Here is a 15,448-nt window from a genome sequence, read left to right as displayed (position 1 = left end):
ACATGGCAGCAAAAGACGTCGTCTTCGGCGGTGAAGCCCGCGCTCGCATGGTCGAGGGTGTGAACATCCTGGCCAACGCAGTCAAAGTGACCCTGGGCCCCAAGGGCCGCAACGTGGTGCTGGAACGCTCGTTCGGCGCCCCGACCGTGACCAAGGACGGTGTGTCCGTGGCCAAGGAAATCGAACTCAAGGACAAGCTGCAGAACATGGGCGCCCAGCTCGTGAAGGAAGTGGCCTCCAAGACCAGCGACAACGCTGGTGACGGCACCACCACCGCCACCGTGCTGGCCCAAGCCATCGTGCGCGAAGGCTCCAAGTACGTGGCCGCCGGCCTGAACCCGATGGACCTGAAGCGCGGTATCGACAAGGCTGTTGCAGCCCTGGTCGAAGAGCTGAAGAAGGCCACCAAGGCCACCACCACCTCCAAGGAAATCGCTCAAGTCGGCTCGATCTCGGCCAACAGCGATTCGTCCATCGGCCAGATCATCGCTGACGCGATGGACAAGGTCGGCAAGGAAGGCGTGATCACCGTGGAAGACGGCAAGTCGCTGAACAACGAACTCGACGTCGTTGAAGGCATGCAGTTCGACCGCGGCTACCTGTCGCCCTACTTCATCAACAACCCGGAAAAGCAAGCCGCTTTGCTGGACAACCCCTTCGTGCTGCTGTTCGACAAGAAGATCAGCAACATCCGCGACCTGCTGCCGACCCTGGAGCAAGTGGCCAAGTCGGGCCGTCCGCTGCTGATCATCGCTGAAGAAGTCGATGGCGAAGCCCTGGCGACCCTGGTGGTGAACACCATCCGTGGCATCCTGAAGGTGGTGGCCGTGAAGGCTCCTGGCTTCGGCGACCGTCGCAAGGCCATGCTGGAAGACATCGCCATCCTGACCGGCGGCAAGGTCATCGCTGAAGAAGTTGGCCTGTCGCTCGAAAAGGTGACCCTGGCTGACCTGGGCCAAGCCAAGCGCATCGAAGTGGGCAAGGAAAACACCACCATCATCGACGGCGCCGGCGCTGCTGCTGACATCGAAGCCCGCGTGAAGCAAATCCGCGTGCAGATCGAAGAAGCCACCAGCGACTACGACCGCGAAAAGCTGCAAGAACGCGTGGCCAAGCTGGCCGGCGGCGTGGCCGTGATCAAGGTGGGTGCTGCCACCGAAGTCGAAATGAAGGAAAAGAAGGCCCGCGTTGAAGACGCCCTGCACGCCACCCGCGCTGCTGTGGAAGAAGGCATCGTGGCCGGTGGTGGCGTGGCTCTGCTGCGCGCCAAGCAAGCTGCTGGCGAGATCAAGGGCGACAACGCCGATCAAGACGCCGGCATCAAGCTGATCCTGAAGGCCATCGAAGCCCCCCTGCGCGAAATCGTGTACAACGCCGGCGGCGAGCCGAGCGTGGTCGTGAACGCCGTGCTGAATGGCAAGGGCAACTACGGCTTCAATGCTGCCAACGACACCTATGGCGACATGATCGAAATGGGTATCCTGGATCCGACCAAGGTGACCCGCACCGCGCTGCAAAACGCCGCATCGGTGGCTTCGCTGCTGTTGACCACCGAGTGCATGGTGGCCGAAGCTCCGAAGGACGAGTCCGCAGCTCCGGCCATGCCGGGCGGCATGGGCGGCATGGGCGACATGGGCATGTAATGCCTGCCTGAGCCTTCCAGCTCCAAACAAAAAGGGCCGCAGCGATGCGGCCCTTTTTTTGTGCCTGATCGATCAGGCTTGTTCCGATGATCAGACCGGCTGCACCAACTCGATCGGCAGGCCGTCGGGGTCGGCGAAAAAGGTGAAGGTGGCACCCGTCACTTCGTCGGTGCGCAGCGGCTCGACCGGCACGCCCTGGGCCTGCAGATGGGCCACCCAGGCGGCCAGGTCGGCCACGCGCAAGGCCAGGTGGCGCAGGCCACAGGCTTCGGGCCGCGAAGGCCGCGCCGGCGGTGAGGGAAACGAGAACAGCTCCAGTTGGGTGCCATCGGGCAGGGCCAGGTCGATCTTGTGCGACTGGCGCTCGGCCCGGTACTGCTCGTGCAGCACGGGCAGGCCCAGCACCCGGGTGTAGAAGTCGCGTGACCGCCGCACATCGCTGCAGATCAGCGCGATGTGGTGCGGGCCCAGCAGCGGGGGCACCGTCGGATCGGGCCCCATGTCAGGCCCGACGCATTTCGCTGGCCCCATCAAACCAGTGGGCGTGGCCGGGCGCCACCGAGATGCCCACGCGATCGCCCGGGCGCACCCGGGTCTGGGCGCCGGTGCGCAGGGTCAGGGTACCCGACGAGGTGTCGACCACCACATAGGTGTCGGGGCCGGTGGGCTCGACCACGCTGACCTCACCACGCCAGGGCGAGGCGTCGTCCAGCAGCAGGTGCTCGGGCCGCACGCCCAGCAGCAGCTCCTGCCCGGCAAGCGCAGCCTCAGCGGGGCCTGCCAGGGACAGCGACTGGCCCAGCATCTCGAAACTGCCACCGTGTTGCCTGCCGCGCACCAGGTTCATGGTGGGCGAGCCGATGAAGGTGGCCACATAGGTGTTGGCCGGGTGGTTGTAGATCTCGTCGGGGGTGCCCAGTTGCTGCACCACGCCACCCTTCATCACCGCGATGCGCGAGCCCAGCGTCATGGCCTCGACCTGATCGTGGGTGACGTAGACGCTGGTGATGCCGCTGGTCTGATGCAGGCGCTTGATCTCGGCCCGCATTTCGACGCGCAGCTTGGCGTCCAGGTTGGACAGGGGTTCGTCAAACAGGAACAACTGGGGCTGCCGGGCCAGGGCACGCCCCATGGCCACGCGCTGGCGCTGCCCGCCCGAGAGCTGGCTGGGCCGGCGGTCCAGCAGGTGTTCGATCTGCAGCATGGCGGCCACCTGGGCAATGCGGGCCTGACGCTCGGCCTTGGGGATCTTGCGCATTTCCAGGGCAAAGCCGATGTTGTCGGCCACGCTGAGCGTGGGGTAGAGCGCATAGCTCTGGAACACCATGGCGATGTCGCGGTCGCGCGGGGGCATGCCCACCACGTTGCGGTCGCCGATGCGGATCTCGCCTTCGCTGGGGTCGTCCAGCCCGGCAATGATGTTGAGCAGGGTGGATTTGCCACAGCCCGAGGGGCCCACCAGGATCAGGAACTCGCCGGGCTCGACATGGATGTCGATGCGCTTGAGCACCTCGACACTGTTGTCGCCACGACCGTAGCGCTTGTTGATGCCCGAAATTTGCAACGATGAAGCCATTTGCCTTACCTCTCAACCCTTGACTGCGCCGGCCGTGAGCCCGCGCACAAAAAATTTGCCTGCCAGCACGTAGATGGCCATGGTCGGCAGGCCCGCGATGATGGCGGCCGCCATGTCCACGTTGTAGGCCTTGACGCTGCTGGACGTGTTGGCCAGGTTGTTCAGGCCCACGGTGATGGGCTTGGAGTCGGTGCCCGAGAACGTGACACCGAACAGAAAGTCGTTCCAGATGTTGGTGAACTGCCAGATCAGCGTGACCATCACGATCGGGGTGGACAGCGGCAGCACGATGCGCCAGAAGATCTGCCAGAAGCTGGCCCCGTCGATGCGCGCTGCATTGACCAGTTCACGTGGAATGGCGCTGTAGTAGTTGCGGAAGAACAGCGTGGTGCCGGCCAGCCCCGCCAGGCAGTGCACCAGGATCAGGCCGCCGATCGAGCTAGAGATGCCCAGCCAGCCCAGCACCTGGCTCATGGGCAGCAGCACCACCTGGAAGGGCATGAACACGCCGAACAGCAGCAGGCCGAACAAGGTGTCGCTGCCACGGAACTTCCACAGGCTGAGCACATAGCCGTTCAGGGCGCCCCACACGGTAGAGATCATCACGGCCGGCACGGCCATGCTGACCGAGTTCCAGAAGAAGGGCCGCAGGCCGTTGCAGTCCACCCCGGTGCAGGCCTGAGACCAGGCGATGGACCAGGACGCCCAGTTCAGCGACTGGGGCAGGGCCAGCAGGTCGCCGGCCCGGATCTCTTCGGCCGTCTTGAGCGAGGTCACCAGCATGGCGTACAGCGGCAACAAAAAGAACACGGCGGCAGCCAGCAAGGTCAGGTAGACCGGCAGCCGCGCCAGCAAGGATTTAGCGCTCATGGGGCTTGCTCCGCAATTCGCTGTAGAGGTAGGGAACCACCAGGGCGGCCACGGTGGCCAGCATCATGGTGGCGCTGGCGGCACCCAGGCCGATCTGCCCGCGTGAGAAGGACATGGTGTACATGAAGGTGGCCGGCACATCGCTGGCGTAACCGGGCCCACCGGCGGTCAGGGCCATGACCAGGTCGAAGCTCTTGATGGCCAGGTGCGACAGCACCATCAGGGTGCTGAAGAACACCGGACGAAGCGCCGGCAGCACGATGCGCCAGTAGATGCGGGGCAGCGAGGCGCCGTCCACCTGGGCGGCCTTGATGATGCTGTCGTCCACCCCACGCAGGCCGGCCAGGAACAAGGCCATGGCAAAGCCCGCGCTCTGCCAGATGCCGGCGATCACCACACAGTAGATGGCGTGATCGGTGCTGACCAGCCAGTCGAAGGTGAAATGCTCGAAACCCCAGCCGCGCACCAGTTGCTGCAGACCTTGTTCGGGGTTGAGCAGCCACTTCCAGGCCGTGCCCGTCACGATGAAGGACAGCGCCATGGGGTAGAGGTAGATGGTGCGCAAGGCGCCTTCGGCGCGGATCTTCTGATCCAGCAGCACGGCCAGCACCACGCCGATGGCCAGCGAGCCCAGCACGTAGCCGCCGCCGAAGATGGCCAGGTTCTGCAGGGCCAGCCACCAGCGGTCCATGGCCCAGAGTTTGTCGTACTGCATCAGGCCCACCCATTCGTAGTTGGGCAGCATGCGCGAGGCCGACAGGCTGAGCAGGCCGTTCCAGGCCATCAGGCCATAGATGAAGGCAAAGCCCAGCACGAAGGCGGGGGCCACCACCAGGCGGGGCAGCCAGTTTTCAAAGGAATTTTTCATGACTCACGGGGCATCGACATGCCAAAGGCCCTTCAAGCAAAAAAGGCGGGAGCACCAGGCGCTCCCGCATCAAAAGGCGGATCACGCCTTGGAGAACCAACCCGCAGACCGGGGGCAGTCGCCCTGCCCCCGGCATACCCGATTACCACCAGTACTCGACCTGTGCCCCCACCGTGGTGGCACTGCTGCGGCCACCCGCACCGAAGGTGGCGGCGTTGGCGGCGCCTGCGGCCGTGTTCCAGTTGAAGCGGCTCAGGTAGACGCGAAATTCAGGACGAGTCCAGAACTTGTTGTCGGGCGAGAAGGCCACGGCCAGGGTGCCCTTGTTGAGGTGCTGGGTGGCTTGCCCATCGATGGCCCGCGAGGTGATGCCCACGTCGAGCAGTACTTTCACATTGCGCGCCACACCGTAAGACATGCGCCCCCCGATCGAGGTGTCCTTGTACTTGGCGGCGTTGTCCGGTTCGACCGTCTGGTAGCTGGCCAGCGCCTGGCCACCGAAGGCACCCAGTTGCCAGTCGATGACCTCGGCAATGCGGGTTTGCTTGGCGCCGGCCTGGGCTACCCCAGCGTTGTCCAGGCCGTAAAACTTGCCATCCAGGCCTGCGTGGCCCGAGGAGGTCTGGACAAACAGCGAGTTGTTCAGGCCCGGCAGCAGAAAGTCGGCCTGGTTGTGCAACAGGCCCAGGGCACCACCGTTCTGGCCGATGCCGAAGCGCCCGTTGATCGTGGCGCCGGTCAAGGTCAGACGACCGCCTGGGTTGACCGGCAGGTCGCGCAGCTGAAAGTTGGCGCGGCGCGCATTGTTGCTGCTGGCGTTGCTGTTGTCTGACGAGCCCTGGGTGTAGACCGCCAGATTGAGGCGGGCCTTGCTGCCCACGCGGATGCCATCCACACCGGCGCCGTAGTTGTCACCGTCCTGCATCAGCCAGTTGTCCAGGATGTGGATGTCCTGGATACGGTGGTAGCGCTGGCCGGCCCACAGGGTCAGGTCAGGGGCGAACTCCAGGCCGGTGATGTCGGCGTACACCTGGGCCGTGCCGGTGTTGCCGTTGTACACCTTGGGCATGTAGTAGGTGCCCCACTTCAGGCCGCCACCGAGGTCCCATTTCTTGCCGATGCCGAACTCGATGTAGTTGTCACCCTCATTGCCCAGGCGGTAATGCTGCAGGTCGCCACCGAGCTGGTATTGGCCTTTTTGCTGATTGCCCGAAGCCGAGTAGAAGCCGCCACGGCCGTAGCCGAACAGCTGCACGCCGTTGTCGTCCAGGGTCTTTTTGACCACAGCCTCGATCTGCTGGGTGGTGGCTTCTGACAGGGGAGCCGGGTCAGCCGCCTGAGCGCTCACGCTGCAGGCCAGCAAGGCCGCAGGGGCCAGTTGCCACAGGGAGGGGGAATGTTTGTTCATGTCTAGGTCTCCGAATTCAAGAGGTGTTCTGGCCGTGCCCGGGCATGGCTTCGCCCGACCGGTCGGCCTGGGCCGCCGGGTCTGCCGGGGAACGGTTGTGCAAAAGGGGATGGGGCGGAACGTGCCCCGGGGCTTACCGCGTCTTGGCGGCCTGAGCGATCTTCTTCATGGCGTCGGCCACGCTGACCTTGTCGTCATTCCAGAACTGGCTGACCACATCCTTGAGGGCACCTTCGGCCGCTGGGGCCACGGCCATGCCGTGCGCGATGCTGGGCACCAACCCGCCACCCTTGGCAGATTCGACGAAGTCTTTCGAGGACAGCTTGGCGCAGTCATCAAACTTGTCCATCTTCATGCCCAGGCGCACCGGGATCGAGCCCTTGTTGAGGTTGAACACCTCCTGGAACTCCGGGCTCATGATGGCCGCAGCCAGATCGCTCTGAGCCTTCTGGGCACTGGCCTCCTTGAGTTTGAACAGGATGAACGAGTCCACATTGAAGGTGAAGCTGCTGGCCGTGCCCGGGGCTGCGGCACACATGAAGTCCTTGCCAGGCACCTTGCCCGCGGCCACGAATTCGCCCTTGGCCCAGTCGCCCATCAACTGGAAGCCCGCCTTGCCCTGGATCAGCATGGCGGTGGCCAGGTTCCAGTCACGCCCCGGCGAGCCGGGGTCGACGTACGACTTGACGCGGCGGAAGGTTTCGAGCGACTTCTTCATGGTGTCGCTGCCCAAGGCCTTGTCGTCGAGCTTGACCAGGGCGTCCTGGTAGAACTTGGCACCCCCAACGCCCAGCACCACCGACTCGAAGGTGGTGAAGTCCTGCCAGTTCTGGCCCCCGTGGGCCACCGGGACCAGGCCAGCCGCCTTGAGCTTGTCGGCCGCGGCAAAGAACTCGTCCCAGGTCTTGGGCATGGCGGCCACGCCGGCCTTCTTGAGGGCGTCGGAACTGGCCCACAGCCAATTCACGCGGTGCACGTTGACCGGTGCGGCCACATAGCTGCCCTTGTACTTCATCACGTCGGCCACGACCTTGGGCAGCGACTCGTCCCACTTCTCGGCCTTGGCCACGCTGTCCATGTTGGCCAGCACGCCTTCGGCGGCCCATTCCTGGATGGCCGGGCCCTTGACCTGGGCGGCCGAAGGCGGGTTGCCCGACACGACGCGGCTCTTGAGCACCGTCATCGCGCTGTCACCACCACCGCCGGCCACGGCGAAGTCGCGCCAGGTGTGGCCCTTGGCCTGCATCATCTTCTTGAGTTCGGCAGCCGATTTGGCTTCGCCACCTGAAGTCCAGTAATGCAGGACTTCCACCTCACCGGCTTGCACCGACAGCGCGGCGCCGGCAGCCACCGCCAGTGCGGCAAGTTTCGACAACTTGAACATGCCCTCATCTCCTTTGTAGTGTTGGATCATCTCTCACACGTGGGCGTGTCACTCGCCGCATCGCGTTCATTAATTTAATTAAAATAATGAATGCCCCCATCAGGACTTACCCCTAAGAGACCGGCCCACCGCGTCGCCCCCTGCGCTCAGCCCGCGCAAAGCAGGCCAGAAAGCCACCAGCTCAGGCCATGGCCTTTGATATGCTCAAACGATGATCACGATCCTGATCGTTGAAGACGACGAACTCCTGCTCGATGCCCTGACCGGGCAACTCCTGCAATTGGGCTATGCGGTGCGCAGCGCGGGCAGCGTGGCCGAAGCCCAGGCCGTGCTCGGGCGCGAGGGCATCGACGGCATGATTCTCGATCTGGGCCTGCCCGGACAAGACGGGTTGACCCTGCTGCCCTGGGCGCGCAAGAAGCTGAGCGGCCTGCCGGTGCTGATCCTGACGGCACGCGACGGTCTGGACGACCGCGTGCAGGGGCTGAACGCCGGGGCCGACGACTACATGACCAAGCCTTTCAACATGGTCGAACTGCAGGCCCGGCTGCAAGCCATGCTGCGGCGCGCCCGACTGCCCGCCTTTTCGCAGGCCACGGCGGGAGCCACCGGCCACTGGAGCACCGTGGGGCCGCTGCGCATCGACCCCCAGACCCGCGAGGCCACCCTGGCCGACGAAGCCCTCGAGCTGACCCAGCGCGAATGGGAACTGCTGGAGCTGCTGGTCAACCGCTGCGGCGAAGTGGTGACCCGTGACGACGTGCTGGCCGCCTGGCGCGCGGTGCCGCCCGAGCCGGGTCAGGCTGCGGCGCCCTTGAACTCGAATGCACTTGAGGTGTATGTGCATCGGCTGCGCAAGAAGCTGGACCCCTCGAACCTGAACATCCGCAACATCCGGGGCCTGGGCTACATGCTTGAAAAGCCCCCGGCCTGAGGCGCCCCCCATGGCCCGCCCGCCGCCCCTGCCCGGGGTCTCCCTCAAACGGCAGTTGCTGCTGTGGCTGTTGCTGCCGCAACTGGTGCTGTGGTTGACTGGGGGCGTGCTGGCCTGGCGCGTGGCCCTTGAAAACGGCGAGCGCGGCATCGATCAGAGCCTGACCCAGTCGGTCAAGGCCCTGGCGCGGCAGATCAAGCCGATCGGCGATGGGCTGCTGGTGGACTTTCCCAAGGCGGCCCAGGACATCCTGGAGCAAGACCCGGCCGACCGCATCAGCTACATGGTGTCCTCGCCCCCGGGTCGTTTCCTGCTGGGCAATGCCCAGTTGCCGCCGCCCCCGGCCGACAAGGCCCAGGCCGAGCCCGGCGAAGCCGTGCTCTACGCGGGGGTGGTGGATGAACGCCCGGTGCGCGTGGTGTCCCTGGAGGTGGATTACGGCTCGCCGGGCAGCAAGCAGCGCCTGCGCGTGCAGGTGGCCCAGAGCCTGACGGTGCGCGAGCGCATCGCCCACGAGTTGCTGGAAAAGATCCTGCTGCCCATGGGGCTGATGGGTCTGGTGCTGAGTGCACTGGTCTATGCCGGGGTACTGCGGGGCCTGCGCCCGCTGAAGCGGCTGGAGGCCGAGATCGAACTGATCGGCGCCAGCCCGCAACCCGGCCACGAGCCCCTGCCCAGCGTGGCCCTGAGCACCGCACCGCAAGAGGTGCATTCGCTGGCCAGCACCATCAACCGCCTGCTGGCGGCGGTGGCCAAGGGGCAGGTCAAGGAAAAGCAGTTTCTCAACGACGCCGCCCACCAGCTGCGCACCCCCCTGGCCGGCCTGATCGGGCAAACCGACCTGGCCCTGCACGAGATGCAGGACTCGCCGGCCCGAGAGCGCCTGATCAAGGTGCGTGCCGCGGCCCAGCGCAGTGCCCACCTGGTGCACCAGTTGCTGCAACTGGCCCGTTCAGAGACGACAGTGGAGCTGCAACCGCTGGACCTGCCCAACCTGGCCCGCGAGGTGGCCCGTGACTGGACCGCCCGGGCCCTGGCCGCTGGCGTGGACCTGGGCTACGAGGGGGAAGAGCATCTGAGCCTGCCAGGCAACCCATTGCTGCTGCGCGAGGCCTTGAGCAATCTGCTGGACAACGCCTTGCACTATGCCGGCCCCGGCAGTGTGGTGACCGTGCGGGTGCGTCCGCAGGGCCCGGCTCAGGTCGAACTGTCCGTCGAGGACAACGGGCCTGGTGTGCCCGAGGAGCAACTGCCCCATCTGTTCCAGCGCTTCTGGCGGGGCAGTGAGAAGGCGGGCGGTTGCGGCCTGGGGCTGGCCATCGTCGAAGAGATTGCCCAACGCCACCGCGGCCAGGTCTTTGCCCAAACGCTGCAGCCGCACGGGCTGCAGGTGGGCCTGCGCCTGCCGGTGGGCTGAAGCCAGCGTTTTTCTGAAGGCGTCAGAAACGCGGACGGAACTGGCGCAGCAGACCGGCCGTGGACGCGTCCAGCCCGCGCACATCACCCGTGGCCAGGCGGGGCTGGATGTCTTGGGCCAATTGCTTGCCCAGCTCGACCCCCCATTGGTCAAAGCTGTTGATGCCCCACACCGAACCACTGACGAAGACACGGTGCTCGTAAAGCGCCACCAGCGCGCCCAGGGTGGCCGGGTCCATGCGCTCCAGCACAAAGAAGGTGCTGGGTCGGTTGCCCGGAAAGTGCCGGTGTCCGCCGGCATCACTGCGCCCCTGCAACAGGGCCTGGGCCTGGGCCAGGGCGTTGGCCACCAGCTGGGCATGGTGGCCCGGCAGGTCATGCGCCGGCTCGCGCACGGCGATGAACTCGACGGGCACGACGTCGGTGCCCTGATGGATCATCTGGAAGAAAGCATGTTGGCCATTGGTGCCGGGCTCGCCCCAGACCACGGGCGAGGTGCTGAAGCCCAGGCTGCGCCCCTGCAGGTCGACCCGCTTGCCGTTGCTCTCCATCTCAAGCTGCTGCAGGTAGGCGGGCAGACGGCGCAGGCCGTGGTGATAAGGCGCCACGCTGCGGCTGGCAAAGCCATGAAAGTTGCGGTACCAGACATCGAGCAGGCCCAGGCGCACCGGCAGGTTGCGCTCCAGTGGCGTCTGGGCAAAGTGCAGGTCCATGGCGTGGGCACCGCCCAGCAGGGCCTGGAAGCCGGAGGCCCCGATGGCGATGGCCAGCGGCAGGCCAATGGCCGACCACATCGAATAGCGCCCCCCCACCCAGTCCCGAAAGCCGAAGGTGGTGCGGATACCAAAGGCCTGGGCGGCCTCCAGGTTGGTGGTCAGTGCCACGAAGTGGCGTGCCAGATCTGCCCCGCCCTGCTCAAGAAACCAACGCCGCGCACTGTGGGCGTTGGTCATGGTCTCGCGGGTGGTGAAGGTCTTGGAGGCCACCAGGAACAGGGTGTGCGCCGGGTCGATCTGCTCCAGCACCTCGCCCAGCTCATCGCCATCGACATTCGAGACAAAGTGGAATCGCTTGCCCGGCAGCGCATGCGCTTGCAGGGCCACCACGGCCATCTGCGGCCCCAGGTCGGAGCCACCAATGCCGATGTTCACGATGTCGGTGATCTGGGTGTCGGCCCGTACGCTCTCGGCAAAGGCCAGCATGTCGCGCAAGGTGCTGTTGACGTCGGGCATGGCCGCATCGGCCACGGTCCCCTGGAACACCGGCAGCACCGCCCCATCCGGATCCGTGCAGTGCTGATTGCGCAGCAGGTGGTGCATGACCGCCCGGCCCTCCGTGCTGTTGATGGCCTCACCTGCCAGCATCGCATCGCGGTGCGCCTCCAGCCCGGTCTCACGCGCCAGCTGCATCAGCAAGGCCTCGGCCTGGGCGTCGATTCGGTTCTTCGAGAGATCGGCAAAAACATGCGGCGCGCTCAGGCTGAAGCGTGAAAAACGCGCCGGATCGCGTTCGAAATCGGCACGCACGTCAAAGTGACGCCCGTGCTGCTCGAAGTACGACAGCAGTTGGGGCCAGGCAGGGGTCTCGTCGCAGCGAAGTCGCTGTTTCATACAGTCCTTGAGTGGGTCGGGTCGAACATCGGATGGCCCGGCGCAAGACCGGGCCCGGGGAGGCCTCAAACCGCGAGCATCAGCTTTTCGAGCTTGATGGCGTCAGCCGCAAAGGCCCGGATGCCTTCGGCCAGCTTTTCGGTGGCCATGGCATCTTCGTTGAGGGCAAAACGGAAACTGGCTTCGTCGTACTGGATCGGGTTCAGCGGCAGCGATTTGGCGGCCTCGGCGTCGAGCGAGCGGACAAGCGGCGCATCACTGGCCGCCAACTGGGCCAGCAGATCGGGCGCGATGGTGAGCAAGTCACAACCAGCCAATGCGGTGATCTGGCCCAGGTTGCGGAAGCTGGCGCCCATCACTTCGGTGGCAATGCCGAAATGCTTGTAGTACTCGTAGATCTTGCGAACCGACTGCACGCCCGGGTCATTGGCCCCCGAAGAAGCCGCTTCGTCCCACTGCGCGCCCGCCGACTTCTTGTACCAGTCGTAGATGCGGCCCACAAAGGGAGAGATCAATTGCACCCGCGCCTGGCCGCAAGCCACGGCCTGGCAGAACGAGAACAACAGGGTGAGGTTGGTGTGGATGCCCTTGCGCTCCAACTGGGCCGCCGCCTGGATGCCTTCCCAGGTGGCTGCGATCTTGATCAGCACCCGGTCGGTGGGCAGGCCAGCGGCCTGGTAGAGCTCGATCAGGCGTTCGGCCCGGGCCACGGTGGCCGCCGTGTCAAAGCTCAGGCGGGCATCGACTTCGGTGGAGACCCGCCCCGGGATCAGCGCCAGGATTTCGCGGCCGAAGGCCACCAGCAGGCGGTCCATGATCTCGTCCAGGGGACGGTCACGGAAATGCTGCACGGTCTGGGCCAGCAGCGGCTGATACTCAGGCTTTTGCACGGCCTTGAGGATCAGGGAAGGATTGGTTGTGGCATCTTGCGGGCGGAAAGCGCCCAGTTGCTTGAAGTCACCGGTATCGGCCACCACCGTGGTGAACTGGCGAAGTGCGTCGAGTTGGTTCATGGCATCCTGAAAAAATAATCTTGTTCATGCCCGCAAAGCCGAAATGGTAACTTGATTACATCGACATCTCAATACAAAATACAAGAACTGCAAATTTCCTGGCGTTTTCAGGAAAAACCAAGAAACTCAGTTACGAAACCAAATTACATTACCGAGCCATGCAAAGCACCCCTGACATTGTGAAGCCTGCGAGCTTCGACCTGATCCTGTTTGGCGGCACCGGCGACCTGGCTTGGCGCAAGCTGATGCCTGCCCTGTTCCAGGCGTTCCGACATGGTTCGCTGCCAGATGGCGGTCGGATCATAGGCGTCGCTCGTGACAAACTCACAGACGAACAATATCGCAGTCTGATCGAGACACGCTTTCGCGAAGTTGACGGCCCGAAGCAGCCCAACCCCGAAGAGTTCGCGCGTTTTGCGGCCTTGCTGCACTACGTGCGCATGGACCTGTCCCAACCCGAGGACTACCAGGCACTGGCCAGCACACTGGCCGAGCGCGATGCCGCCACGGTGGTGATGTACGTGGCCACGGCGCCCGCCCTGTTCACCACCGTGGTCGAGCAGTTGGCTGCAGCGGGCCTGAACACCCCGCGCACCCGGGTGGTGCTCGAAAAACCCCTGGGCCACGACCTGGCCTCCAACCGCGCGATCAATGCGGCCGTGGGGCGTGCCTTTGGCGAGCGGCAGATCTTCCGCATCGACCATTACCTGGGCAAGCCCGCGGTGCAGAACCTGTTTGCGCTGCGTTTTGGCAACGCCTTGTTCGAGCCGCTGTGGCGGCGCGAGAACATCGCCAACATCCAGATCACGATCGCCGAAGACCTGGGGGTGGAAAAGCGCGGCCAGTTCTATGACAGCACGGGCGCCCTGCGCGACATGGTGCAGAACCACGCTTTGCAGTTGCTGTGCGCGATCGCCATGGAGCCGCCGATCAATGCCCACGCCGATGCGATCCGCGACGAAAAGCTGAAAGTGCTGCGCTCACTCAAGGCCTGGACGCCCGAGACCCTGACACAACACGTGATCCGGGGCCAGTACAGCGCCGGCTCACGCCACGGCAAGGCCGTTCCAGGCTACCTGGACGAGGCCGGCGTACCGACCGACAGCGACACCGAGACTTACGTGGCCTTGCGCACCGAGATCGAGAACTGGCGCTGGGCCGGCGTGCCTTTCTACATCCGCACCGGCAAGCGGCTGGCGGCGCGGGAGGCCCACATCACGGTCAACTTCCGCCCCACACCGCACCCGATCTTCAAGGCCCCGATCGGTGCCGCCAACAAGCTGGTGATCAACCTGCAGCCGCGCGACGGGCTGGAGCTGCACCTGCTGGCCGAAGGGCGAACCCAGCGCAACACCACGGCCTCGAGCACCGGGGCCACGCAGACGCTGGCACCGGTGCAGTTGGATCTGGATTTCGACAAGCGCTTCGGCAACGAGCGGGTCGGTGCTTACGAGCGCCTGCTGCTTGACGTGATTGACGGCCGGCTGAACCTGTTCGTGCGCAGCGACGAGCAGGAAGAGGCCTGGCAATGGGTACAACCGATCCTGGAGCACTGGCAGGCCGGCCAGATGCCCCCCCGCCCCTACGCCGCAGGCACCTGGGGACCCAGTGCCGCCAGCGCCATGATCGCGCGTGACGGCCATTGCTGGAGCGAAGAGGCCTGAGAAGAAGCTGTTCTGAGCCGCCGCGATCACGCGCAAAAGCCGACCCAGGCCTGGATGGAAGGCGGATTCTTGTTGTACCCTGAATGGTTGACGACATGAATCCGCTGTTTTTTTGCTCACTGAAAGTCCACTGCCATGCTAGACCGCATCAAAGCCTCCATGTCCTCTCTGGCGCCGGCAGAGCAGCGGGTGGCCCAGTTGGTTCTGAGCGACCCCCGGGCCTTTGCCAACCTGCCTGTCAGTGAGTTGTCGTACCGGGCCCACGTCAGCAAACCGACGGTGGTGCGCTTTTGCCGCAGCATGGGTTACGACGGACTGTCTGATTTCAAGCTCAAGCTGGCCGGCAGCGTGAGCGAGGGCGTGCCCTTCATCCACCGCAGCGTGGATGCCGACGACAAGACCAGCGATGTGCTGGTGAAGGTGATCGACAACACCGTGGCGGCCTTCCTGAAGTACCGCAACGACGCCAGCACCACAGCCCTCGAGCGCGCCGCCGAAGCGATTGCCGGCACCTACAAGACGGGGCGCCGCATTGAATTTTTCGGCGTAGGCAACTCGGGCATCGTGGCGCAGGACGCGCAGCACAAGTTCTTCCGCCTGGGCATCACCTCGATTGCCTACAGCGATGGCCACATGCAGGTGATGAGCGCCTCGCTGCTGGGCCCGGGCGATTGCGTGGTGATCATCTCCAACTCGGGCCGCACCCGCGACCTGATGGACGCGGCCGACATTGCGCGCAAGAACGGCGCCACCACCATCGTGATCACCGCCAGTGGCTCGCCGCTGGCTTCGGCCGGGCACATCCACCTGGCCGCCGACCACCCTGAAGGCTATGACCGCTACAGCCCCATGGTGTCGCGCCTGTTGCACCTGATGATCATCGACGTGGTTGCCACCTGCGTAGCATTGCGCATCGGCAGCCCCTTGCAGCCCCTGCTCAAGGAAATGAAGAACAATCTGCGCAACAAGCGATACGCCTGAGCGCAGAACCCGGAACGCGGTCGGAGGCCGTCACACGGTCTTCAAGCTGCAGGCATCAACTGGAGCTGCTGGATGGCCCTC

13 protein-coding genes are annotated in these 15,448 nt (G+C 64.9%); 5 read left to right on the top strand and 8 right to left on the bottom strand.

Annotated features, from left to right (window positions below; translation table 11 throughout):
- Window positions 1-2: 2 nt before the first annotated feature.
- Entirely contained in the window at window positions 3-1,643 is a 1,641-nt protein-coding gene (gene groL, locus AC07PT_RS09955; RefSeq protein ID WP_492347346.1) for a chaperonin GroEL, read from the top strand.
- Window positions 1,644-1,733: 90 nt separating this feature from the next.
- Here the strand turns inward: groL and gloA2 are convergent, their stop codons facing one another.
- From gloA2 to AC07PT_RS09925, 6 genes are all read right to left on the bottom strand, one after another.
- Window positions 1,734-2,144 (bottom strand): SMU1112c/YaeR family gloxylase I-like metalloprotein, encoded by a 411-nt coding sequence (gene gloA2 / locus AC07PT_RS09950; RefSeq protein WP_494656588.1) that lies wholly within the window; start codon window positions 2,142-2,144, stop codon window positions 1,734-1,736.
- A gap of 1 nt (window position 2,145) precedes the next feature.
- A complete protein-coding gene (locus AC07PT_RS09945) occupies window positions 2,146-3,219 on the bottom strand; it encodes an ABC transporter ATP-binding protein (RefSeq protein ID WP_494656587.1) in 1,074 nt (357 codons plus the stop codon).
- A 12-nt stretch (window positions 3,220-3,231) separates the two neighbouring features.
- On the bottom strand, window positions 3,232-4,089 hold the full coding sequence (locus AC07PT_RS09940; RefSeq protein WP_494656586.1) for a carbohydrate ABC transporter permease: 858 nt from the start codon (window positions 4,087-4,089) through the stop codon (window positions 3,232-3,234).
- Window positions 4,079-4,957 carry a carbohydrate ABC transporter permease gene (locus AC07PT_RS09935; protein WP_492347350.1) on the bottom strand — a complete coding sequence of 293 codons (879 nt, stop codon included), beginning with the start codon at window positions 4,955-4,957 and terminating at the stop codon, window positions 4,079-4,081. Before AC07PT_RS09935 ends, AC07PT_RS09940 begins: the two co-directional genes overlap by 11 nt.
- Before the next feature lie 142 nt (window positions 4,958-5,099).
- A complete protein-coding gene (locus tag AC07PT_RS09930) occupies window positions 5,100-6,365 on the bottom strand; it encodes a carbohydrate porin (protein WP_494656585.1) in 1,266 nt (421 codons plus the stop codon).
- A 133-nt stretch (window positions 6,366-6,498) separates the two neighbouring features.
- Complete coding sequence (locus tag AC07PT_RS09925; protein ID WP_492347352.1) at window positions 6,499-7,749, bottom strand: ABC transporter substrate-binding protein; 1,251 nt, start codon at window positions 7,747-7,749, stop codon at window positions 6,499-6,501.
- A 211-nt stretch (window positions 7,750-7,960) separates the two neighbouring features.
- Here AC07PT_RS09925 and AC07PT_RS09920 point away from each other — a divergent pair, with 211 nt between their 5' ends.
- Entirely contained in the window at window positions 7,961-8,683 is a 723-nt protein-coding gene (locus AC07PT_RS09920) for a response regulator transcription factor (RefSeq protein WP_492347353.1), read from the top strand.
- Between the two features lie 10 nt (window positions 8,684-8,693).
- Window positions 8,694-10,100, top strand: a complete 1,407-nt coding sequence (locus AC07PT_RS09915) for a sensor histidine kinase (RefSeq protein ID WP_492347354.1) — start codon at window positions 8,694-8,696, stop codon at window positions 10,098-10,100.
- A 22-nt stretch (window positions 10,101-10,122) separates the two neighbouring features.
- On the opposite strand, the gene pgi is transcribed toward AC07PT_RS09915, so the two are convergent.
- Window positions 10,123-11,709, bottom strand: coding sequence for a glucose-6-phosphate isomerase (gene pgi, locus AC07PT_RS09910; protein ID WP_494656583.1), 1,587 nt, complete (start codon window positions 11,707-11,709; stop codon window positions 10,123-10,125).
- A gap of 65 nt (window positions 11,710-11,774) precedes the next feature.
- On the bottom strand, window positions 11,775-12,722 hold the full coding sequence (gene tal / locus AC07PT_RS09905; protein ID WP_494656582.1) for a transaldolase: 948 nt from the start codon (window positions 12,720-12,722) through the stop codon (window positions 11,775-11,777).
- Window positions 12,723-12,880: 158 nt separating this feature from the next.
- On the opposite strand from tal, the gene zwf reads away from it, so the two are divergent.
- Window positions 12,881-14,386, top strand: coding sequence for a glucose-6-phosphate dehydrogenase (gene zwf, locus AC07PT_RS09900; RefSeq protein ID WP_492347357.1), 1,506 nt, complete (start codon window positions 12,881-12,883; stop codon window positions 14,384-14,386).
- A gap of 135 nt (window positions 14,387-14,521) precedes the next feature.
- A complete protein-coding gene (locus AC07PT_RS09895; protein WP_019576476.1) occupies window positions 14,522-15,367 on the top strand; it encodes a MurR/RpiR family transcriptional regulator in 846 nt (281 codons plus the stop codon).
- Window positions 15,368-15,448 lie beyond the last annotated feature (81 nt).

This window comes from Curvibacter sp. GW821-FHT09D12, assembly GCF_059416245.1.
The sequence above is the reverse complement of the archived record's forward strand: the minus strand, read 5'-3'. Positions and strand labels throughout refer to the sequence as shown.